We start from the raw sequence: 20,169 nt of genomic DNA, 5'->3' as shown, positions 1-20,169 counted from the left end.
CTACGACAAGCAGAGCCGTAGGGTGGATGTCGCTCTTTACATCCACCGCAGCGGTGGATCGGTGAAGCGCGAGCCACCCTACGACTGCGTGTGATCAATTATCCGCAATCAGGCGCTTGCCCAGGCTCACCGAGGCATCGACCTGGTAGCCAAGCCGCTCGTAGAAGGCCAGTGCGGCCGCGTTGGTGTCGCGCACCTGCAGGCTCAGTTTGGGGCAGCCCATGGCCAGCAGCAGCGTCTCGATATGGGCCATCAGCTGGCGCGCCAGGCCGCGCTGGCGCTGTTGCGGGCAGACCGCCAGGTAGTTGACCCAGCCACGATGGCCTTCGTAGCCGGCCATCGCCGAGGCCACCAGGCTGCCGTCGATCTCGCCGACCAGAAACAGCTCGGGCTGCACCTGCAGCTTGCGCTGGATGTCCTTGTACGGATCGTTCCAGGGGCGAGTCAGGTCGCAGCGTTGCCAGAGGTCGACGACGGCGGCTTCGTCGCTCGGTTGAAAGGGGCGGATCAGCATGGCGGACTCCCGTGAATGAGGCCGCCGTTTTAGCACAAGCGGATGACGCTGGCGCTAGCGTCGCAGGTAGGAGGCGAAGTCGATGTCGCCGGCCGAGAGAATCGCCTGCACCCGGTTGTGCACGCCCAGCTTGCGCAGGATGGCCGAGACATGCGCCTTCACCGTGGTCTCGGCGATATCCAGGCTGTAGGCGATCTGCTTGTTGGACTCGCCCTTGGTCATGCGCTCGAGCACCAGCAGCTGCTTGCGCGTCAGGGCCTGCAGCAGTTCCGGCGGGATGCTGTGGTTGTCGTGATGCGGGCGCGAGCTGCCGCTCTTCTGCGAGCGGATGATGTCCGGCGGCAGGTAGACGTTGCCGTCGAGAATCTGCGCGATGGCGTCGGTCATCTGCGCCCGTGGCGAGGACTTGGTGATGAAACCCACCGCACCATAGGTGATGGCCTGCAGCACGATCTGCTTGTCCTGTTCGGCGGAGACGATCACCACCGGAATGGTCGGCGCCTCGTTGCGCAGGTTCATCAGCCCGCCCAGGCCGTGCATGCCGGGCATGTTCAGGTCGAGCAGGATCAGGTCCAGGTCGTCGTGGTTCTGGGTCAGCTCCAGGGCGCTGTCCAGGTCGGCGGTTTCCATGATCTCGCTACCGGGAAAGCCGTCGGCGATGACGTTATGGATGGCTTCACGAAACAGCGGATGGTCGTCGGCAATCAGGATCTTGTACATGGCCTTGCACCTCGTTGTTGTGATTATGGGGTGGCGGTGGGCGTGAGGAAAGCAGCAGGCAGTTCGGCAGGTTGCGCCGGCACCAGGGGCAGGCCGGCCTGCTCCCAGGCGTCGATGCCGTCACGGTACCAATAGAGCTGGCGGTAGCCCAGGGCATGGGCGCGGCGCGCGGCGTTCCAGCTCAGCCAGCAGTCGGAGCGGCAGTAGAACGCCAGCGGGTGCTGCTGGTCGCCGCCGCTGGCCTGCTGCAGGTAGTGGGCGAAGTAGCGCTGCCACTGGGGCGCGAGGTTGCCATCGCCGGCATTGGCCAGCCACAGGCTGCCGGGCAGGTTGGCGTGGGGCGCATCCTCGATGAAGCGGCCCTGCAACCAGGGGCGTCGATAGACGTCGATCAGCGTGGTTCGTGGTTGCTCGGCCAGCAGCCGCTGCAGGGCCGGGGTGTCGAGCGTCTGCGCGCCTTGCAGCTGTTCCGGCGTGGGGCTGCGGTACTGCGTGCTGCGGTAGCCGTCTGCGTCGAACAGCTCGTCGGACTGCACCAGGCAGACCAGCAGCAGCGAGGCAAGCATCAGGCCTGCACGCAAAGGCAGACGGTACTTCATGGCAAGGTCTCTACTTATAGTTGTCCCGGTATTACAGGCCATGGTCGCAGGCTTGGGAATTCTACGTTGGAGAGGAAAACCAGTACCAAAGTAGTAGAAAGGCCTGGCGGAGCGGCGGCCGAATGCCCGTGGCAGGCGCCAGCCGCTCGGGCTGGCGCGCCGGTTCAGCCGGCCTTGCGCAGGGCGGCATGCTGCGGGTTGAAGGTGAGTACGGCGAGCAGCGTCAGCACCAGGCTCAGGCCGATGCAGATCAGCAGTGCCTCCACCTGCAGGCGCAGGTACAGGGCGTTGCGTACCAGCTCCACGGCGTGAGTGAAGGGGTTGAACGCGCACAGCCAGTACAGCCACTCGCTGGACTCGCGCATCTTCCACAGCGGGTAGAGCGCGGACGACAGGAAGAACATGGGGAAGATGACGAAGTTCATCACCCCGGCGAAGTTCTCCAGCTGGCGTATGCCATTGGACAGCAGCAGCCCCAGCGCGCTGAGCAGCAGCGCCACCAGCAGCAGCGCCGGCAGGGCGGCGAGCAGGCCCCAGGCCGGTGGTTGCACGCCGTAGACCCAGGCGATGGCGAGGAAGGCGTACACCTGCAGCAGCGAGATCAGCGCCGTGGCCAGCAGCTTGGCCACCAGCAGGAAGGCGCGTGGCAGCGGGCTGGTGAGCAGCACGCGCATGCTGCCCATCTCGCGGTCGTAGACCATCGACAGCGACCCCTGCATGCCGTTGAACAGCAGGATCATGCAGGCCAGGCCCGGCACGATGTAGGTGTCGTAGGTGATGTAGGTGTCGTAGGGCTCAATGATGGCGATGCCCAGCGCCGCACGAAAGCCGGCGGCGAACACCAGCAGCCAGAGCAACGGCCGCACCAGGGCGCTGAGAAAACGCGAGCGCTGCAGGACGAAACGCAGCCATTCGCGTAGCACGATGCCGCGCAGGCATTGCCAGTAGGCGCTCATGCTTGCGGCTCCTCGGTGGGATGTTCGCGGCTGAAGCCGCTCCTGCGGGCCTGGGGATCCAGGTTCGCTCGCAGCGCCTCGCGCACATGGCCACGGCCGAGGGCTTCATCGCCGGTCAGGCGGGCGAAGCTGATGGCCAGGTCATCACCCAGTTGGCCGGCCTTGCCCCAGGCCACGCGCTGGCCGTGATGGAGGATCAGCAAGTCGTCGGAGGGCTCGACCTCGTCGAGCAGATGGGTCGTCCACAGCACGCACAGGCCCTGTTCGCGGCACAGGTTGCGCACATGCCTGCCCAGCGCCAGGCGGCTGGCCGGGTCGAGCCCGGCGCTGGCCTCGTCGAGCAGCAACAGGCGCGGCTGATGGAGCAGGGCACGGGAGATCTCCACCCGGCGCCGATGGCCGCCATTGAGGGTGCGCACCTTGTCGTGGCGGCGTTCGCCGAGATCCTGGCGCAGCAGCTCCTCTTCGATGCGTGCCTGTGCCTCGCGCCGCGGCATGCCGTGCAGGGCGGCGTGGTAGGCGAGGTTCTGCTGCACCGAGAGGTCGAGGTCCAGCGTGCTCTGCTGGAACACCACGCCCAGCTGGCGCAGCGCCTGGCGCGGGGCGTGGCGCAGGCTGTGGCCGAAGATGCGGATGTCGCCTTGTTGCAGGTCGTACAGGCGGGTGAGCAGGGCGATCAGTGTGGATTTGCCGGCGCCGTTGGGGCCGAGCAGGGCGCCGAAGCGGCCGGGCGCCAGTTCGAAGGTCAGCTCGTCGAGCGCACGGCGGGCGCCGTAGGCGAAGCCGAGCGCCTCCACCGCCAGGGCGGTCATGGCGTCACCACCACGCCCCAGGGATAACGGCCGACCTTGATCGACTTGGTCACCTTGAGGCTGTCGACGTCGATCACCGAGACATCGCCACTGACGCCATTGGTGGTCAGCAGGCGCTTCTGGTCCGGCGTGAACTCCAGGTGCCAGACACGCCGGCCCACCAGCAGGTAGTCGAGAATCTCGTAGCTTCTGGCATCCACGACCGCGACGTGATTGGCCGGGCCCAGGGCGATGAAGGCGTACTTGCCATCGTCGCTGAGCTTGACCCCGACCGGCTGCACCTTGTCCGGGTGCACGCCCTTGATGGCGAAGTTGAGCACCTTGAGCACCTGGCGCGAGTCCACGTCGAGCACCGTTACCGTGCCGCCGATCTCGGCCGAGGCCCACAGGCGCTTGCCGTCCTTGTCGAACTCGACATGGCGCGGGCGCTGGTCGACCAGGGTGTTGTCCACCAGTTGCTGGGTGCTGGTGTCGATCCAGTGCAGCATGTTGGTGGTCTCGCTGGTGTTGACCGCCCACATGCCGTCCGGGCTGACGGCCATGCCTTCGGGCTCCACGCCCACGTCGATCTGCGCCAGTACCTCGTCGCTCCGGGCGTCGACCACGGTGACCAGCGCATCGTCCTCGTTGGAGATGTACAGCCAGCGGTCGTTGGGGTGCAGGGCGAACTGTTCGGGGTCGGCACCGGAGGGCAGCTCCTTGATGATCTTGCGCGTGGCCAGGTCCATCACCTGCACGCGATCCGAGTCGCTGGCGCAGATGTACAGCAGCCTGTTGTCGGAGGACAGCAGCAAGCCGCGCGGGCGCATGCCCACCTCCAGCGTGGCGCTGACTTCCAGGCTGTCCAGGTCGATCACGCTGATGCTGTCGTCCTTCTCGTTGGACACGTAGGCGGTGGCGGCCAGGGCCGAGTGGCAGGCCAGGCCTAAGGCGACGGCGCAGGCGAGGCGGGTCAGGCGCATGGGGGTGATCCTCTTGTTGTAGTTGTTGGCGGAGTCCTGCTTCTGTGGGAGGGGCTTCAGCCGCGACAGCCGCCGTTGAAGCCCCTCCCACAGGTGTTCTGTTTTTCTGTAGGAACCCGCTTGCGGGCGATACCTGGCGATGATCGCCGGCAAGCCGGCTTCTACAGAGGTGTCCCCGCCAGATCGCACTTCACTTCCGGGCGGTCGTAGCCGAGGCTGTCCATCTCGTTGTTCGGGTGCAGGAAACCCTCCTGTGGCGAGGTGCTGACCAGCGCGCGGGGGTGTACCAGCGGGATCGGTTGGCGCAGTTCGCCGTTCCACGGGCGGAAGCTCAGCTTGCGTCCCTTGAAACCGTCCAGCGGCAGCTCGGCGGACAGCGCCAGGCGGCGGATGGCCCCGGGCTCGCTGGCGCGCAGCCTGGTCACGGCGGCGGCGATGCTGCGCACGGCCATCCAGGCGGCGAAATCGCGGTCGTTCATCCAGCGCCCGGCCAGCGCCTCGAAGCGCTTCTGCAGCTGCGCGGCGCCGAAGGTTTCCACCGTCTTGTGCCAGGCGGTCGGCGTCAGCCCCTGGGTGCCGGCCACCGGGCGCGGGTACCAGGTGTTGTAGGGCAGGTACTCGCCGAAGTCGCCGCGCTCGTCGGCCACCAGCACCACGTCGTACTCGGTGGCCTGGGTGAACAGCGGCATGTCGGCCTGGGCGCTGCGCCGCTGGTCGTTGTCGAAGCTCCACGGCTTCTCGGCGACGATGCGGTGGCCGAAGCGCTTGGCGGCGCGCCTGAGCGCAGCGGCGTAGGCGAGGTCGTCTTCGCTGCTGCCGGTCACCAGCAGCCAGCGCGTCCATTTGCGCACGGCGAGAAACTGCGCCAGGGCGTCGGCGAGCATGGCGCGACTGGGCAGGGTATGCAGCACGTTGCCGAGACATTGCTCGCGGCGCAGCCTGTCATCGGCGCTGCCGGCATTGAGCAGCAGGCTGTCCGGCAGGCGCTGGCTGAGCTGGCGCAGGGTGTCGGCGGGGGCGTTGACCGCGAACAGGCGAATGCCGGCCTGGTGCTGCTGCTCGGCGGCGGCGAGCAGCGCCTGCGCCGTGTCGAGTTCGGCGCTTTGCAGTTCGAAGTGCTGCTTGAGGAAACGGCCGGTGCTGTTGCTGTCGATGATCGCCAGTTCGGCGCCACGGCGCCCCGCATCGCTCGGTTCGGGGATCACGTTGGACAGCAACGGGCCGCGTGGAGGCTGGTACGCCAGGTAGCCGATGCGCACCTGCAGCGCGTCCGCTGCGACGGCGCTCAGCGAGCCGCAGAGGGCGGCGAGGCAGAACAGCAGGCGGCAACTGATGCGGTGCATGGGGCGACTCCGGCAGAGGATGTCGCCAGCATAGGAAGCGTCGCCGTCGCGGGATATATGCCCAAGGTAGCGACGTACACGTACGAAGGTCGTAGTTCGTCACGCCAGTCCGCACCGGCCATGCGCGGGAAACCTGGCCAAAGTAGCAGGCGCTCGCTACCAAGGTAGTAGAACGGTGCGAGCCATTGCTTCTTAGCATGGCGGGCAACGACCCATAACAATAACGGTGCCTGCCATGCGAACGTTCAAAGCCCTGCTGCTGCCCCTGCTGCTGATCATCAGCCTGCTCGGTGTCGACCAGCTGCACGCCGCCGGTGATCTGACCCGCCGCCCGGTGGCGCTGCCTGACCTGGTGCTGGGCAACGATGACAGCGACTACTTCATGTCGCAGAACGAATACCAGCTGGAGACGGGCCAGGCCTACCAGCTGCGGATCGTCTCCAACGGGCAGAAGGAATACGCCTTCCAGGCACCGGAGTTCGCCACGTCCATCTACCTGCGCAAGGTCGAGGCCGGTGGCGTCGAGGTCAAGGCGGTGACCCTGACCGAGCTGGAGTTCGAGGACGCCGGCGAGGCGGAGATCTTCTTCGTGCCGGTCAAGCCAGGCAAGTTCCGCTTCTATGCCAAGGGCCTGGAAGGCAAGGGCATGCTCGGTCACTTCGTGATCAAGTAGATGACCGCGCTCGGCCGCATCAACCTGTGCGTCAGCCTGCTGTTCATGCTGGTGACCCTGGCCGGCCTGGCGCTGCTGCTGCGTCAGGCCAGCCATGACGTGCAGCGCGAGCTGCAGGCCGCCGAGGCGGTGCTGGAGTACCTGGGCGAGGTGGCGCGCAGCAACCCCGACAGTCTGCGCCCCGAGCTGACCGAGAACCTGCGGCATATCCGCGTGAGCTGGCTGCAGCCCGGCGAGCGGCCCAGGCAGCAGAGCGAGAACCTGGTCGAGCACTGGATCGCCGAGCGCCTGCTGGGCTCGGCACTGCTGCTGGCCGACAGCTGGCCGCTGGCCGATGGGCGCCGGCTGCGTATCGCCCTCGATCCCTACGACGAGATCGAGGAAATCTACGATTCGCTGCTGCAACTGCTGCTGCTCAGCACCTTCGCCCTGATCCTCTGCCTGCTCAGCATCCGCTTCGCCGTGCGCCGTGGCCTGCGCGTACTGGACGAGCTGTTCACCGGCCTGCGAGAGGTCGGCGCCGGCCATTTCGACACCCGCCTGCAGAGCCACGGCATGGCCGAGGCGCAGCGTCTGGCCGGGCACTTCAATGACATGGCGACCACCCTGCAGCAGGTTCAGGCGGACAACGCCGAGCTGACCCAGGCGCTGCTGGAGTTGCAGGAGCGCGAGCGCGCCCGTCTCGGCCAGACCCTGCACGATGACCTGGGCCAGTACCTCAGCGGAATCCGCGCCCAGGCCTGCCTGCTCAAGGTGGTTGCCGACCGGCCCTTGCAGGTGCAGGACACCGCGCGCCTGCTGGACGGCAACTGCGAGCGCCTGCAGCAGGGCTTTCGCAGCCTGATCCGCGATCTCTATCCGGTGGTGCTGGAGCGCATGGAGCTTGGCGTGGCGCTGCAGCAACTGGCCGTCGACTGGCAGCAGGCGCACGGCATCCGCTGCCGGTTGATGCTGGGGGCGCACCTGCCCAGCCTGCCGCTGGCGAGCAAGGCGCACCTGTATCGCCTGGTGCAGGAGGCGCTGACCAACGTCGCCCGGCACGCCGAGGCCAGCGAAGTGCGCATTCGCCTGCAACGACGCGGCCAGGGCTTGCGCCTGCTGGTCCGCGACGATGGCCGTGGCACCACGTTGCCATTGCGCCCCGGCATCGGCCTGCGCTCGATGCGTGAACGCAGCCGCAGCCTCGGTGCCGAACTGCGCCTGTACAGCCGACCGCAGGCAGGCTGGGCGGTGTGCCTGAAGATTCCCCTGGAGGCGAGGCGATGAAAGTGCTGCTGGTGGACGACCATGCCGTGGTGCGCCAGGGCTACGCCAGCCTGTTGCGCGCCCTGTTGCCGGAGGTGCAGCTGCGCGAGGCCTGCGATGGCGAGCAGGCCTTGCAGCGCGTGCAGGAGGAGATCCCGAACCTGGTGATCATGGACATCGGTCTGCCCGGCATCAGCGGCCTGGAAACCACCCGACGCCTGCGCCAGCGCCTGCCGCAGCTGCGCATCCTGTTCTTCAGCATGCATGACGAGCTGCCCCTGGTGCGCCAGGCGCTGGATGCCGGCGCCATCGGCTACCTGACCAAGAACTCGTCGCCGGACGTGCTGGTGGAGGCGGTCCGGCGCACCGCCGCCGGCCACGCCTACATCGAGCAGCAACTGGCCACCCAGCTGGCCTGCAACCCGGCCAGCGCAGGCGGGGTCGACCCGCGCCTGCGCGAACTGACCCAGCGCGAGTTCGAGATCTTCGTCATGCTCGCCCGTGGCCTGCCGCCTCGGCAGATCGCCGAGAAGCTGTGCATCAGCGCCAAGACCCTGTCCAACTACCAGACCCTGGTGAAGAACAAGCTGCAGATCGGCTCGCAGGCCGAACTGGTGCACCTGGCCATCGACAGTGGGGTGGTGCGGGTGGGCATGGAGAGCGCCTGAGATCGCTCCAGCGGAAATCCCGTGCAATCGATCGGCTCGGCACGAGGCAGCGATCCGGTGTAGATTCCGCGGCAGACTCAGCAGGCCTCGTCTGCTGCAACGCGGCGGACCCCGTTCCGGCCGTGATGGCACGAGGCGCGCTCGACAATCAGGGAGATAGCCATGAACAAAGGGATACCTGTCGCACTCTGCATGCTGGCGTTGGCGGCGAGCGGCGGCGCTTCTGCAGCCGGGAGCGCTGCGTTGCCGCGCCAGGATGGTTCATCCATCACCTACTACCTGGATGGCAACGGCAGTCGGACCTTGCTGGTGCTGATGCAGGGCTCGGACTGCAACAGCGTGGCGCACAATCCAGTCATCAACGAGCAGTTTTCCACCTTGCTCGAGGGGGCCGATGTCCTGACGGTGGAGAAATACGGGCTTACCCGCGCGACTGCCTGGAACCCGGCGGGGGACAGCCCCGACTGCCCCGAGTCGTACTTCAGCCATGATTCGCCGGAGCAGAGAACCCGTGACTACCTGCAGGTGATCGACGCCCTGGCCGGGCAGCACGGCTATGAGCAACTGGTGCTGCTGGGGGGCAGTGAAGGCGCTGTGGTGGCGGCGCTGGTCGCCTCTCGGCGCGAGGACGTCAGCGCGCTGGTGACCCTCAACGGGGGTGGCCGGTTCTTTCACGACGACGTTCTGTACAGCATGGCTCGCGAGCTTCCTCCGGCGGCACTCGACGAGGCCAGGGCCGGGTTCCTGGGGTTCCGGGACAGCGTGATGAATGCCGAGACGATGGACCTGCGGATGAGTGGCCACGGCTTTCGCTGGTGGAAGAGCATGTTCAGCCTCGACCAGCGCGCCACCTTGCAGCAGGTCGAGGCGCCGTTGCTGATCGTCCAGGCGGAGCGCGACGAAAGCGTGTCGCCTGGCCTGGCGCGCGAGCAGGCGGAGCAGCTGCGCGAGGGCAAGAGCAACGTCGACTTCCTGCTGGTCGAGAATGTCGACCACAAGTTCAGGGACGACGCCGGCGAGAGCCGCACCGACGTCGTGATCGCGTCCGTCCGGGGCTGGCTCGGCCAGCAGCGAGTTGCTCGGAACTAGCCTGGCCAGCGGTGGATGAAGAAAGCGTCATCCACCCCACGCATTGGGTAGGGTGGACAACGCGAAGCTTGTCCACCTTGGCCGGGCATCGTGTCATGCCTCAATCCCAGCCTTTCGGGCAGGCCACGCACCCCGGCATGTTGGCGCCCTGGAAGTTGCCGAAGCGCACCCGTGCGCCGCTGAGGTTGGCATTCTCCAGGTTGGAGCCGCCGAGCTTCACCTCCTGCAGGTTGGCATCCTCGAGGTGCGCGCCCTTGAGGTCGGCCTTGCTCAGCCAGGTCATTTCCAGGTTGGCCGCCTGCAGTTGCACGTCGTGCAGCTTGGCCCCGGAAAGACGGGCGAACTCCAGGTTGGCGGCACGCATGTCGGCGCCTTCGAATTGCGCGGCCTGGGCGAACAGGCCCCAGCCGCCGATGGCCACCAGGCTGGCGCCGGAGAGGTCGGCCAGGCGCAGGTTGCTCTGCTGCAGGCTGGCGCGGTTGAGGTTGGCGCCGCGCAGCGTGGCTTTTTCCAGATTGGCCAGGTCGAGGTTGACGTGGCGCAGGTCCGCGCCGGACAGGTCGGCACCGGAGAGATCCATGTGGCGCATGTCCAGGTTGCGCAGGTCGGCCCCGCGCAGGTTGGCGTTGGGGCATTTGCTCTCGGGTTCGATGCGGCAGCCGTTGATCAGTGGCACGCCGTCGCTTTCGCTTTCGCTTTCGCTCTCGGCGCCGATGGCGTGGCTGCCGAGCACCAGCAGCAGGGCTGGGACGAGCAGGGGCAGGTGGTTCATGGCGGGTCCTCGGATGAATTGATGGGGGAGGCGGTCGCGGCTAAAGCCCCTCCCACAGGCGGTGCGCCTGGTGCGTAGTCTGGGTGGAGCGGAGCGAACCCCAGGCAAGGCGCTGAATCGCAATGCCGCCCAGCCACTCCTACGAGTAAGGGCCTGGCGCACCGCGAAGTACGCCAGGCCTGTTGCCGTCAGCGTTGGGCGCTGGCCTTGTCCCAGCTGGGCAGCTTGAACACCCAGAAGGAACCGCCCTGGGCGACCGGCTTGGTCAGCTCGGCCATGTCGCCACCCCACAGCGGAACCGCGCCGCCGTAGCCGGCAGTCACGCCGATGTACTGCTCGCCGTCCTGCTCCCAGGTGATGGGCGGGGAGATGATTCCGGTGCCGACCTGGAACTTCCACAGCTCCTTGCCGTTCTTGGCGTCGAAGGCCTTGAAGTAGCCGTCGCCGGTGCCGGTGAACACCAGGTTGCCCCTGGTCGCGAGCACGCCAGCCCACAGCGGCAGACGCTCCTTGTGTTCCCAGGCGACCTTGCCGGTGGTCGGGTTCATGGCGCGCAGGATGCCGACGTGATCGTCATACAGGCGCTTGATGCGGAAGCCCATGCCCAGGTAGGCGGAGCCCTTCTTGTAGTGCGCTTCCTCGGCCCAGTAGTCCTCCTTCCAGTGGTTGGCCGGCACGTAGAACAGGCCGGTGTCCTGGCTGTAGGCCATGGGGTTCCAGTTCTTGCCGCCGAGGAAGGGGGGCGAGACCTCGACCACGGCACCCTTGGTTTCGCCGGCTTTCGGCTTGGGCGGACGCTGGCCTTCGTTCTCCACCGGACGCCCGGTCTTCAGGTCGATGTGGCTGGCCCAGGTGATCTTGTCGACGAAGGGGAAGGCGTTCTTCAGCTTGCCGTTGGCGCGGTCGACCACGTAGAAGAAGCCGTTGCGGTCGGCGTGCGCGGTGGCCTTGGTGACCTTGCCGTCCTTGTCCTTGTAGTCGAACAGCACCAGCTCGTTGTTGCCGGAGAAGTCCCAGGCATCGTTCGGCGTGTGCTGGTAGAACCACTTCACTTCGCCGGTGGTGGGGTCGACGCCGACCTGGCCGGAGGTGTACAGGCTGTCGTAGTCGTGCGGGTTGCCGCCGTCGCTGGTGCGTGCCCAGCCGTTCCACGGTGCCGGGTTGCCGGCGCCGATGATGATGGTGTTGGTTTCGGCATCGAAACTGGCGCTCTGCCACGGCGCGCCGCCACCCTGGCTCCAGGCTGCCTTCTTGCCGGTCGGGTGGTTGGGGTCATCCGGCCAGCTGGGGGCTTTCACGTCGCCGGTCGGGGTGCTGTCCTGGCCATTGAGACGGCCCATGTGGCCTTCGACGAACGGGCGCATCCAGACTTCCTCGCCGCTGTCGGGGTCGCGGGCGAACAGGCGGCCGACCACGCCGAACTCGTCACCGGAGCTGCCGTGGATCAGCAGTACCTTGCCGGTCTTCTGGTCCTTCACGAGGGTCGGGGCGCCGGTCATGGTGTAGCCGGCGGAGTGATCGCCGAACTTCTTGTTCCACACCACCTTGCCGGTGTCCTTGTTCAGTGCCACGACGCGCGCGTCGAGGGTGCCGAAGTAGATCTTGTCGCCATAGATGGCGGCGCCACGGTTGACCACGTCGCAGCACGGGCGGATGTCGTCGGGCAGGCGGTGGCTGTAGGTCCACAGGCGCTTGCCGGTCTTGGCGTCCAGGGCGAATACCCGCGAGTAGGAGCCGGTCACGTAGACCACGCCGTCGTGGATGATGGCCTGGGACTCCTGGCCGCGTTGCTTCTCGTCACCGAAGGAGTAGCTCCAGGCCGGGGTCAGCTTGAACACGTTGTCGGCGTTCACCTGGGCCAGCGGGCTCCAGCGCTGGGCGTTGGTGCCCATGCCGTACTGCAGCACGTTGCTGGTGGTGCTGTGGTCGTTGGCGATGTCGTCCCAGGTGACCGGCTTGGCCAGTGCAGCCTGGCTCAGCGCCAGGCCACCCGCCAGCATCAGGGCAAGTGCCAGGGGGCGTGGGGTGCTGGGTAGGTTTGTTGTTGTCATCGTTGTGCTTCCCATTGGAGGTGGTAGGTCGCCGCAGGGCACCGCAGGAATGCGGTTCTGGAGATGCCCTGCAGAGGCAAGCCGATGGTGGAACCCGGCCACCTGCGCGCCTACGGAAAAACTCCCGCCTTTGCCGGGAGGATTTCCCGGCCGGCACATGACTTGGCCTTGCTGCCAAGGCACTGGCAGAACCCCCACCCAAGCCCTACTACCAAGGGACTAGGACGCGACCACCAAAGCAGCATTCGGTGCTCTGCGCGGCCTTTCTAAGATGGTCGCCACGAGCTCTGAACGGGCTGTCTTGCGTGCATTAGATGAGGTCCTAGCCATGAACAAGAAGATCCACTCCACCCTGGCGCTGCTGTTGCTCGCCGCATCGACCAACCTCTGGGCGCATGGCGATGTGGTCCCGCAGGCGGTCAATACCGACGGACTGGAGCCGCTGGGTGAGGAATGGCTGGATGAAAACCCTTATCGCGATAACCCGCGGGCGATCGAGATCGGCTCCTCGGCGTACAACCAGAACTGCGCCGCGTGCCATGGCCTGGAGGCCAAATCCGGCGGCATCGCCCCGGACCTGCGTCTGCTGGAACTGGGTGCCACGGGTGACGAGTGGTTCAAGGAGCGCGTGATCAACGGTGCGGTGCGCGATGGCCGCGTGTACATGCCGAAGATGGCCGACTACCTCAGCCAGGAGGCGCTGTGGGCGGTGCGCAGCTACCTGGAGAGCGTGCACGTCGAGGAGTGAGAGGCGGATGATCGATCTCCTGCACTCGGCCTCGCGCGCTGCGGCGCGACTCACTCATGCACGCAGCGATGCCGGCATGATCGCAGTGGGTGTGCGCCGGCTGATTCTCCTGTGCGGCCTGCTGCTGTCACTGGGGGCGGCCCAGGCGCAGGTGCGTGACTACGACCGCATCCAGGAGGAGGGTGTGCTGCGGGTCGCGCTGTACCAGAACTTTCCGCCCTACAGCTTCGAGCAGGACGGCCAGCCGCGTGGCGTCGACTACGAGCTGGTCAAGGCATTGGCCGAGGGCCTGGGCCTGAAGCTGCAGGTGACCTGGGCGCCGCCAGGGGAGAAGCTCGACGACGACCTGCGCGATTACATCTGGCGTGGCCGGGTCACCGCGCAGGGGCAGCTGGCCGACCTGATGATGCGCGTGCCCTATGACCGCGAGTTCGCCCAGCTGCGCAACGAGCTGGGTGAGCTGGTCAACGAGCGCGTGGTGATGTTCGGTCACTATCAGTGCGAACGCTGGCAGCTCGCCTACGACCGGCGCCGCCTGGCCGAGGTGCCGAGCATCAATGCGCTGCAGAACCATCCCGTGGGCGTGGAAGTGGACAGCGTGCCGTCGTTCTACCTCAGCTCGGTGCGCGATGGCTTGCTGCGCTCGCAGGCGCGTCACTATCCGTCGCCGAGCCTGGCGTTCGCCGCCATGCGCACTGGCGAGGTGGACGCGGTGATGGCCCTGCGGGGCGAAGTGGACTGGCTGCTGCACGAGGCGGGCGATGCGCACCTGGCGCTGGCAGACAACGCCTACCCGGACATGGGACGGCAGATCTGGGACGTCGGCATGGCGGTGCATGAGAGCAACCGGCAGCTGGCCTATGCCCTGGAAGAGCAACTGGAGAAGCTGATTCTCGATGGCTCGGTCGAGCGCCTGTATGCGCACTACGGCCTGCGCTACGAGAAGCCTGAATCCTATCAATGACGGGCGGAGGTGGACGATGGATTGGCGTAGCCTGGTGATGCTGGCCCTGTTCGCCTGGGCCTGGGAGGTGCGGGCGGCTGCGCCCGATCCGGTCACCTCGGTGATGTGGGACTACTACCATCAGCGCCTGCTCGATGGACAGCCCTTCGTCTTCGACGAGCGGATACGCCTCGAGGTGCCGCCGTTCGCCGAGGATGCCCGCCAGGTGCCGATCCGTATCGATGCCAGCGCCTACCGCGGCAAGGTCAGGCGCATCCTGGCCTGGGCCGAGCTCAACCCGATCCCGCGCATTCTCGACTTCAGCCCCGGCAAGCAACTGGAACCGAGCCTGGCCATCCGTATCCGCGTCGAGCAGGCCACGCCGATCCGCGCGGCGGTGCTCACCGAGGATGGCGTCTGGCATGTCGGCTCGGCCCGTATCGAAGCCGCTGGCGGGGGCTGCACGGCGCCCAGCGTGGTGCGTGCCGAAGCCGGCTGGGAGGAGCGCCTCGGCCAGGTGCTGGGCAAGCGCTTTGTGCGTGGCGAGGACAGCCGCCTGCGCCTGCAGGTCTCGCACCCGATGGATAACGGCCTGGTCGGCGGCATCCCCGAGTTCTACATCGAGCAGGCGGAACTGCGCAGCGCCGATGGCCAGGTGCTGGGGCGCCTCGAGCTGTTTCCGGCGGTCAGCGAGAACCCGACGCTGACCTTCGACCTGCGCGGTGACCAGCCTGCCGAACTGTGGCTGCGCGACAACAACGGCAACGAGTTCCAGGCGGCGTTCTGAGCACGGCGGCTTGCCACATGCACAACCATTTTGGGGCACGTCCAGAACCGCAGGTGGTTCCTGAGGTGCCCTCCAGGGGGCTTCCATGCGCTGGATACTATTGCTCATCTGTCTGCTCGCCGGCCTGGCGCAGGCGCTCGACTATCAGCTGCAGCCGCGACAGATCGCCGAGGGCGTCTGGCTGGTGGAGGGCAGCACCGACAACTTCGCCGCGGAGAATGGCGGCAACATCGTCAACGTCGGCTTCATCGAGACCGCCGCTGGTGTGGTGGTGATCGATACCGGGCCCTCGCGTCGCTACGGCGAGGCGTTGCGCCAGCGTATCGAGCAGGTGACCGGCAAGCCGCTGCTGCGCGTGCTGCTCACTCATCACCACCCGGATCACGTGCTGGGCAACCAGGCCTTCAGCGACGTGCCCATCGCCGCGTTGCCGGGTACCACCCGCCTGCTGGCCGAACAGGGCGACGCCATGGCGGAGAACATGTATCGCCTGGTCGGCGACTGGATGCGCGGTACCGAGGTGGTGTTGCCCAGTGAAGCGCTGGAGGAAGGTGAGCTGGAGATTGGCGGGCGGCGTCTGCGCCTGCTGGCGCTGCGCGGGCACACCGGCGCCGACCTGGCGATTCTCGATGAGCGCAGCGGTGTGCTGTTCGCCGGCGATCTGCTGTTCTACCAGCGGGCGCTGACCACGCCGAACAGCCCCGGGCTGGACGTGTGGCTGGCCGACCTGGACCGCCTCGAAGCCTTGCCCTGGAAGCAGATCGTGCCTGGTCACGGGCCGCTGGCCACGGATGCGGCGCCTTTCGTGCAGATGCGTGATTACCTGGGGTGGCTCGATGGCGTGCTGCGCCAGGGGGCGGAGCAGGGTGCGGAGATGAACGAGCTGATACGTGCGCCGATCCCCGAGCGCTTCGCCGGAGTCAGCCTGAGCCGCTATGAGCTGATCCGCAGTGTCAGCCACCTCTATCCGCGTTACGAGCGCAACGCCATGGGCCGGGTGGATCGCCAGGAGTAGCGGCGCGCATGCCGCGCGCTGGGCATACCAGAGCGTCGCCGCTGAAGCGCCTCCCACGGTCAGTGGTAGCCCTGATGAAATCCGGGGATCGTGGGTATGGTTTCCCGGATTTCATCCGGGCTACGGGCCGATCTAACCAGGGCCACAGGTTGCCCCTGTAGGAGCGGCTTCAGCTGCGACCCGCGCACCAGAGCGTCGCCGCTGAAGCGCCTCCCACGGTCAGTGGTAGCCCGGATGAAATCCGGGGGCGTGGGCATGGTTTCCCGGATTACATCCGGGCTACGGGCCGATCTGACCAGGTCACAGGTTGCCCTTGTAGGAGCGGCTTCAGCCGCGACCCGCGCACCAGGGCGTCGCCGCTGAAGCGCTTCCCACGGTCAGTGGTAGCCCGGATGAAATCCGGGGGTGTGGGCATGGTTTCCTGGATTACATCCGGGCTACGGGCCGATCTGACCAGGGCCATGGGGCGCCTCTGTGGGAGGGGCTTCAGCCGCGACCCGCGCACCAGAGCGTCGCCGCTGAAGCGCCTCCCACGGTCAGGTAGCCCGGATGAAATCCGGGGGCGTGGGTATGGTTTCCCGGATTTCATCCGGGCTACGGCCGATCTGACCAGGGCCATGGGGCGCCTCTGTGGGAGGGGCTTTAGCCGCGACCCGCGCGCCAGCGCGTCGCCGCTGAAGCGCCTCCCACGCTCAGCAATCAGAGCTCTTCGTCGTCGCGAATCAGTACGTAGTGACGGCCGTGCTCGGTTTCTTCGTGGTCGTAGACGTAGTACATCACCACTTCGCTGAGGCTGACCTGCACGGCGACGTAGTCGCCACTCTCGACCATGAAAAAGTCCTTGGTGGCCGGCTTGGCCAGGCACTCGATATGGGCGGTGACGAAGTGCAGCGGGTCTTCCTCGCCGAAGTAGTCCTCGCGCTGGTGGGCATCCCAGTCGGTCGGTGGCTCGAAGGAGCCGGTGAGCAGCACCTTGCCGTCGCCCAGGTCCTGCTCTTCGGCATCCGGGTCCTGCTCGTCGGGGCGATAGACCGTGCAGTCCAGCGCATCGGGATGATCGAGAATTTCCTGGCGTGGATGGGGCACGGGTGTCTCCGGTCGATAGGTGCGGGGCGGCCAAGTGTCGGGCAAAGCGATTACCACTGCAATCGCGCCGATGCAGGTATTGCTACCAAGGAACGAGGAAAATCGGCTGGGGGTGCAATTGTTGGGGCGCCGGGTCGGGCCAAGAATTTGCGGCAGACCGGGAAAATTTCCCGGCAATAACAATGAACCCGCAGAGGTAGCCGCAATGAAACGTACCGGTCTTCGCCAGCCCTTCCTCCTCACCGCGCTGTGTGCAGCGATGCTGATGCCGTCCGCCGCCGCGCTGGCGGTCACCGACGCCGAGATTCTCAAGGACGCCACCACCACCGACGAGATCGTCACCAATGGCCTCGGCCTGCAGGGCCAGCGCTACAGCCCGCTGAACATCCTCAACGAGCAGAACGTCAAGGAGCTGCGCCCGGTGTGGACCATGTCCTTCGGCGGCGAGAAGCAGCGTGGCCAGCAGGCGCAGCCGATGATCAAGGACGGCGTGATGTACGTCACCGCGTCCTACTCGCGGGTGTTCGCCGTCGATGCGCGCACGGGCCGTGAGCTGTGGCAGTACGAGGCGCGCCTGCCGGACGACATCCGCCCGTGCTGCGACGTGATCAACCGTGGCGTGTCGCTGTACGACGACCTGGTGATCTTCGGCACCCTGGACGCCAAGCTGATCGCCCTGAACAAGGACACCGGCAAGGTGGTCTGGAGCAAGCGCGTGGCCGACCACAAGGCCGGTTACTCGATCACCGCCGCGCCGCTGGTGGTCAACGGCAAGCTGATCACCGGTGTGTCCGGTGGTGAATTCGGCGTGGTCGGCAAGATCGAGGCCTACGATCCGAAGAACGGCCAGGTGCTGTGGAGCCGTCCGACCGTCGAAGGCCACATGGGCTACGTCTACAAGGACGGCAAGGCGGTGGAGAACGGCATCAGCGGCGGCGAGGCCGGCAAGACCTGGCCGGGCGACCTGTGGAAGACCGGCGGCGCCGCGCCGTGGCTCGGCGGCTACTACGACGCCGACACCAACCTGCTGTTCTTCGGCACCGGCAACCCGGCACCCTGGAACTCGCACCTGCGTCCGGGCGACAACCTGTATTCCTCCTCGCGCCTGGCGCTGAACCCGGACGACGGCACCATCCAGTGGCACTTCCAGACCACTCCGCACGACGGCTGGGACTTCGACGGCGTGAACGAGCTGATCTCCTTCGACTACCAGGATGGCGGCAAGACCGTGAAGGCCGCGGCCACGGCGGACCGCAACGGCTTCTTCTACGTGCTCGACCGCACCAACGGCAAGTTCATCCGTGGTTTCCCCTTCGTCGACAAGATCACCTGGGCCAAGGGCCTGGACAAGAATGGCCGGCCGATCTACGACGACAGCAATCGTCCGGGCTCGCCGAGCGCCAAGGAGAAGGGCAGCAGCGTGTTCTCGGCGCCGGCCTTCCTCGGCGCGAAGAACTGGATGCCCATGGCCTACAACCGCGACACCGGGCTGTTCTACGTGCCGTCCAACGAGTGGGGCATGGACATCTGGAACGAGGACATCGCCTACAAGAAGGGCGCGGCCTATCTCGGTGCCGGTTTCACCATCAAGCCGCTCAACGAGGACTATATCGGCGTGCTGCGCGCCATCGATCCGAAGAGCGGCAAGGAGGTCTGGCGCCAGACCAACTACGCGCCGCTGTGGGGCGGGGTGCTGACCACCAAGGGCAACCTGGTGTTCACCGGCAACCCGGAAGGCTACCTGCAGGCCTTCAATGCCAGGACCGGTGAGAAGGTCTGGGAATTCCAGACCGGTTCCGGGGTGATCGGCTCGCCGGTGACCTGGGAGATGGATGGCGAGCAGTACGTCTCCGTGCTGTCCGGCTGGGGCGGTGCGGTGCCGCTGTGGGGTGGCGAGGTGGCCAAGCGTATCAAGCACCTGAATCAGGGCGGCATGCTGTGGACCTTCAAGCTGCCGAAGGACCTGGTGGCCAAGCACTGATCGCCGGGCGGCCAGCTCATCGGCCCCCTCGCTCATTACCGGGAGAGGGGGCTGATCGCTGGCTGCTCCGGATTTCCTGACAACCCGAAGCCGATGGCCGGACCCTGTCCGGCCATCGGCGTTTCCGGGGGCGCGCCAGGCGCACCAGGCTGCTGCTAAATGCCACGGGCGAATTTTCGCCTGCGGGAACGCAAGACGCAGCGAACGGGTCTAGCCTTTAGCTTCCGCAGTCTCGCGCCTCGCTGTCAAAGGCCCATGCCAGAGAGCTTGCCGCTCTACTACCAAATGACTAGGCGATCTGTGCCATGGGCGCATACCGAGGTTCCGGGGGGCTTCCTAAGATCGAACCATGACTCGTTCCAACTACCGGGAGCGGGCTCCGACAACAAGAGAGGTCAGCATCATGATTTACGCGAAACCGGGTACAGCAGGCGCCGTCGTCACCCTCAAGCCGCGCTACGGCAACTACATCGGCGGTGAATTCGTCGCCCCGCTCAGCGGCCAGTACTTCAGCAACACCAGCCCGGTCGACGGCTCGGTGATCGCCGAATTCCCCCGCTCCAACGCCGCCGACATCGACAAGGCGCTGGACGCCGCCCATGCCGCCGCCGATGCCTGGGGCCGCACCAGCGTGCAGGAGCGTTCGCACATCCTGCTGAAGATCGCCGACCGCATCGAAGCCAACCTCGAACTGCTGGCCGTGGCCGAGACCTGGGACAACGGCAAGGCCGTGCGCGAAACCCTCAATGCCGACGTGCCGCTGGCCGCCGACCACTTCCGCTACTTCGCCGGCTGCATCCGCGCCCAGGAGGGCAGCACCGCCGAGATCAACGACGGCACCGTGGCCTATCACTTCCACGAACCGCTGGGCGTGGTCGGGCAGATCATCCCGTGGAACTTCCCGCTGCTGATGGCCGCCTGGAAGCTGGCGCCGGCCCTGGCCGCCGGCAACGCCATCGTGCTCAAGCCGGCCGAGCAGACCCCGCTGTCGATCACCCTGCTGGTCGAGCTCGTCGGCGACCTGCTGCCGCCCGGCGTGCTCAACATCGTCCAGGGCTTCGGCCGCGAGGCCGGCGAGGCGCTGGCCACCAGCAAGCGCATCGCCAAGATCGCCTTCACCGGCTCCACCCCGGTCGGCTCGCACATCCTCAAGTGCGCGGCCGAGAACATCATCCCGTCCACCGTCGAGCTGGGCGGCAAGTCGC

The 20,169-nt window shown here is 66.6% G+C and carries 20 protein-coding genes; 10 read left to right on the top strand and 10 right to left on the bottom strand.

The annotated features are described in order from the left end of the window. Positions 1 to 94 precede the first annotated feature (94 nt). From EWH21_RS14940 to EWH21_RS14910, 7 genes are all read right to left on the bottom strand, one after another. A complete protein-coding gene (locus tag EWH21_RS14940; protein WP_277698706.1) occupies positions 95 to 514 on the bottom strand; it encodes a GNAT family acetyltransferase in 420 nt (139 codons plus the stop codon). Positions 515 to 568: 54 nt separating this feature from the next. Next, a complete protein-coding gene (locus EWH21_RS14935) occupies positions 569 to 1,234 on the bottom strand; it encodes a response regulator transcription factor (protein ID WP_037057181.1) in 666 nt (221 codons plus the stop codon). Between the two features lie 23 nt (positions 1,235 to 1,257). After that, on the bottom strand, positions 1,258 to 1,800 hold the full coding sequence (locus tag EWH21_RS14930) for a PQQ-dependent catabolism-associated CXXCW motif protein (protein ID WP_277700622.1): 543 nt from the start codon (positions 1,798 to 1,800) through the stop codon (positions 1,258 to 1,260). Positions 1,801 to 1,997: 197 nt separating this feature from the next. Then, positions 1,998 to 2,789, bottom strand: a complete 792-nt coding sequence (locus EWH21_RS14925) for an ABC transporter permease (RefSeq protein ID WP_047589417.1) — start codon at positions 2,787 to 2,789, stop codon at positions 1,998 to 2,000. Then, entirely contained in the window at positions 2,786 to 3,601 is an 816-nt protein-coding gene (locus EWH21_RS14920) for an ABC transporter ATP-binding protein (protein WP_277698705.1), read from the bottom strand. Before EWH21_RS14920 ends, EWH21_RS14925 begins: the two co-directional genes overlap by 4 nt. Next, positions 3,598 to 4,563 (bottom strand): YVTN family beta-propeller repeat protein, encoded by a 966-nt coding sequence (locus EWH21_RS14915; protein WP_277698704.1) that lies wholly within the window; start codon positions 4,561 to 4,563, stop codon positions 3,598 to 3,600. Before EWH21_RS14915 ends, EWH21_RS14920 begins: the two co-directional genes overlap by 4 nt. Before the next feature lie 161 nt (positions 4,564 to 4,724). Next, the gene (locus EWH21_RS14910; protein ID WP_277698703.1) at positions 4,725 to 5,906 is read right to left on the bottom strand and encodes an ABC transporter substrate-binding protein; all 1,182 of its coding nucleotides are present in this window, start codon (positions 5,904 to 5,906) and stop codon (positions 4,725 to 4,727) included. 235 nt (positions 5,907 to 6,141) lie between these two features. On the opposite strand from EWH21_RS14910, the gene EWH21_RS14905 reads away from it, so the two are divergent. The 4 genes from EWH21_RS14905 to EWH21_RS14890 all read left to right on the top strand — a co-directional run bounded on the left by EWH21_RS14905 (position 6,142) and on the right by EWH21_RS14890 (position 9,581). Next, a complete protein-coding gene (locus EWH21_RS14905) occupies positions 6,142 to 6,579 on the top strand; it encodes a copper-binding protein (RefSeq protein ID WP_037057201.1) in 438 nt (145 codons plus the stop codon). After that, the gene (locus EWH21_RS14900) at positions 6,580 to 7,845 is read left to right on the top strand and encodes a sensor histidine kinase (protein WP_134675602.1); all 1,266 of its coding nucleotides are present in this window, start codon (positions 6,580 to 6,582) and stop codon (positions 7,843 to 7,845) included. It begins immediately after the preceding gene. Further along, on the top strand, positions 7,842 to 8,492 hold the full coding sequence (locus EWH21_RS14895; protein WP_210389303.1) for a response regulator transcription factor: 651 nt from the start codon (positions 7,842 to 7,844) through the stop codon (positions 8,490 to 8,492). The genes EWH21_RS14900 and EWH21_RS14895 overlap by 4 nt, the downstream gene beginning before the upstream one ends. 162 nt (positions 8,493 to 8,654) lie before the next feature. Then, a complete protein-coding gene (locus EWH21_RS14890) occupies positions 8,655 to 9,581 on the top strand; it encodes an alpha/beta hydrolase (RefSeq protein WP_206596726.1) in 927 nt (308 codons plus the stop codon). Between the two features lie 100 nt (positions 9,582 to 9,681). Here EWH21_RS14890 and EWH21_RS14885 read toward each other — a convergent pair whose 3' ends face one another. Then, on the bottom strand, positions 9,682 to 10,353 hold the full coding sequence (locus EWH21_RS14885; protein ID WP_277698702.1) for a pentapeptide repeat-containing protein: 672 nt from the start codon (positions 10,351 to 10,353) through the stop codon (positions 9,682 to 9,684). A gap of 188 nt (positions 10,354 to 10,541) precedes the next feature. After that, the gene (gene exaA, locus EWH21_RS14880; RefSeq protein WP_218571714.1) at positions 10,542 to 12,353 is read right to left on the bottom strand and encodes a PQQ-dependent methanol/ethanol family dehydrogenase; all 1,812 of its coding nucleotides are present in this window, start codon (positions 12,351 to 12,353) and stop codon (positions 10,542 to 10,544) included. Between the two features lie 379 nt (positions 12,354 to 12,732). Between exaA and pedF the strand changes: the two genes are divergently transcribed. The 4 genes from pedF to EWH21_RS14860 all read left to right on the top strand — a co-directional run bounded on the left by pedF (position 12,733) and on the right by EWH21_RS14860 (position 15,897). Next, entirely contained in the window at positions 12,733 to 13,152 is a 420-nt protein-coding gene (pedF, locus tag EWH21_RS14875) for a cytochrome c-550 PedF (protein ID WP_037057218.1), read from the top strand. Positions 13,153 to 13,243: 91 nt separating this feature from the next. After that, a complete protein-coding gene (locus EWH21_RS14870) occupies positions 13,244 to 14,116 on the top strand; it encodes a transporter substrate-binding domain-containing protein (protein WP_277700621.1) in 873 nt (290 codons plus the stop codon). 16 nt (positions 14,117 to 14,132) lie between these two features. Continuing rightward, entirely contained in the window at positions 14,133 to 14,882 is a 750-nt protein-coding gene (locus EWH21_RS14865; RefSeq protein ID WP_277698701.1) for a quinoprotein dehydrogenase-associated SoxYZ-like carrier, read from the top strand. An 85-nt stretch (positions 14,883 to 14,967) separates the two neighbouring features. Beyond that, on the top strand, positions 14,968 to 15,897 hold the full coding sequence (locus EWH21_RS14860; RefSeq protein WP_277698700.1) for a quinoprotein relay system zinc metallohydrolase 1: 930 nt from the start codon (positions 14,968 to 14,970) through the stop codon (positions 15,895 to 15,897). 699 nt (positions 15,898 to 16,596) lie between these two features. Here the strand turns inward: EWH21_RS14860 and EWH21_RS14855 are convergent. Further along, positions 16,597 to 16,983, bottom strand: coding sequence for a hypothetical protein (locus EWH21_RS14855; RefSeq protein ID WP_277698699.1), 387 nt, complete (start codon positions 16,981 to 16,983; stop codon positions 16,597 to 16,599). 205 nt (positions 16,984 to 17,188) lie between these two features. Here EWH21_RS14855 and EWH21_RS14850 point away from each other — a divergent pair, with 205 nt between their 5' ends. Both EWH21_RS14850 and EWH21_RS14845 read left to right on the top strand, forming a co-directional pair. Beyond that, positions 17,189 to 18,964, top strand: a complete 1,776-nt coding sequence (locus EWH21_RS14850) for a methanol/ethanol family PQQ-dependent dehydrogenase (RefSeq protein ID WP_277698698.1) — start codon at positions 17,189 to 17,191, stop codon at positions 18,962 to 18,964. 403 nt (positions 18,965 to 19,367) lie between these two features. Then, a partial coding sequence (locus tag EWH21_RS14845; RefSeq protein WP_277698697.1) for an aldehyde dehydrogenase family protein occupies positions 19,368 to 20,169 on the top strand: 802 nt, incomplete at its 3' end.

This window comes from Pseudomonas sp. REST10 (assembly GCF_029542605.1).
Classification (GTDB): Bacteria; Pseudomonadota; Gammaproteobacteria; order Pseudomonadales; family Pseudomonadaceae; genus Aquipseudomonas; species Aquipseudomonas khazarica.
Note: the sequence above shows the minus strand (reverse complement) of the source record. Positions and strands in the feature narration are given on the sequence as shown.

Excerpts from the sequence above, each read along its gene's own strand:
- EWH21_RS14940 (WP_277698706.1), bottom strand. The coding sequence starts at position 514 with ATGCTGATCCGCCCCTTTCAACCGAGCGACGAAGCCGCCGTCGTCGAC.
- EWH21_RS14935 (WP_037057181.1), bottom strand. The coding sequence starts at position 1,234 with ATGTACAAGATCCTGATTGCCGACGACCATCCGCTGTTTCGTGAAGCC.
- EWH21_RS14930 (WP_277700622.1), bottom strand. The coding sequence starts at position 1,800 with ATGCTTGCCTCGCTGCTGCTGGTCTGCCTGGTGCAGTCCGACGAGCTG.
- EWH21_RS14925 (WP_047589417.1), bottom strand. The coding sequence starts at position 2,789 with ATGAGCGCCTACTGGCAATGCCTGCGCGGCATCGTGCTACGCGAATGG.
- EWH21_RS14920 (WP_277698705.1), bottom strand. The coding sequence starts at position 3,601 with ATGACCGCCCTGGCGGTGGAGGCGCTCGGCTTCGCCTACGGCGCCCGC.
- EWH21_RS14915 (WP_277698704.1), bottom strand. The coding sequence starts at position 4,563 with ATGCGCCTGACCCGCCTCGCCTGCGCCGTCGCCTTAGGCCTGGCCTGC.
- EWH21_RS14910 (WP_277698703.1), bottom strand. The coding sequence starts at position 5,906 with ATGCACCGCATCAGTTGCCGCCTGCTGTTCTGCCTCGCCGCCCTCTGC.
- EWH21_RS14905 (WP_037057201.1), top strand. The coding sequence starts at position 6,142 with ATGCGAACGTTCAAAGCCCTGCTGCTGCCCCTGCTGCTGATCATCAGC.
- EWH21_RS14900 (WP_134675602.1), top strand. The coding sequence starts at position 6,580 with ATGACCGCGCTCGGCCGCATCAACCTGTGCGTCAGCCTGCTGTTCATG.
- EWH21_RS14895 (WP_210389303.1), top strand. The coding sequence starts at position 7,842 with ATGAAAGTGCTGCTGGTGGACGACCATGCCGTGGTGCGCCAGGGCTAC.
- EWH21_RS14890 (WP_206596726.1), top strand. The coding sequence starts at position 8,655 with ATGAACAAAGGGATACCTGTCGCACTCTGCATGCTGGCGTTGGCGGCG.
- EWH21_RS14885 (WP_277698702.1), bottom strand. The coding sequence starts at position 10,353 with ATGAACCACCTGCCCCTGCTCGTCCCAGCCCTGCTGCTGGTGCTCGGC.
- exaA (WP_218571714.1), bottom strand. The coding sequence starts at position 12,353 with ATGCTGGCGGGTGGCCTGGCGCTGAGCCAGGCTGCACTGGCCAAGCCG.
- pedF (WP_037057218.1), top strand. The coding sequence starts at position 12,733 with ATGAACAAGAAGATCCACTCCACCCTGGCGCTGCTGTTGCTCGCCGCA.
- EWH21_RS14865 (WP_277698701.1), top strand. The coding sequence starts at position 14,133 with ATGGATTGGCGTAGCCTGGTGATGCTGGCCCTGTTCGCCTGGGCCTGG.
- EWH21_RS14860 (WP_277698700.1), top strand. The coding sequence starts at position 14,968 with ATGCGCTGGATACTATTGCTCATCTGTCTGCTCGCCGGCCTGGCGCAG.
- EWH21_RS14850 (WP_277698698.1), top strand. The coding sequence starts at position 17,189 with ATGAAACGTACCGGTCTTCGCCAGCCCTTCCTCCTCACCGCGCTGTGT.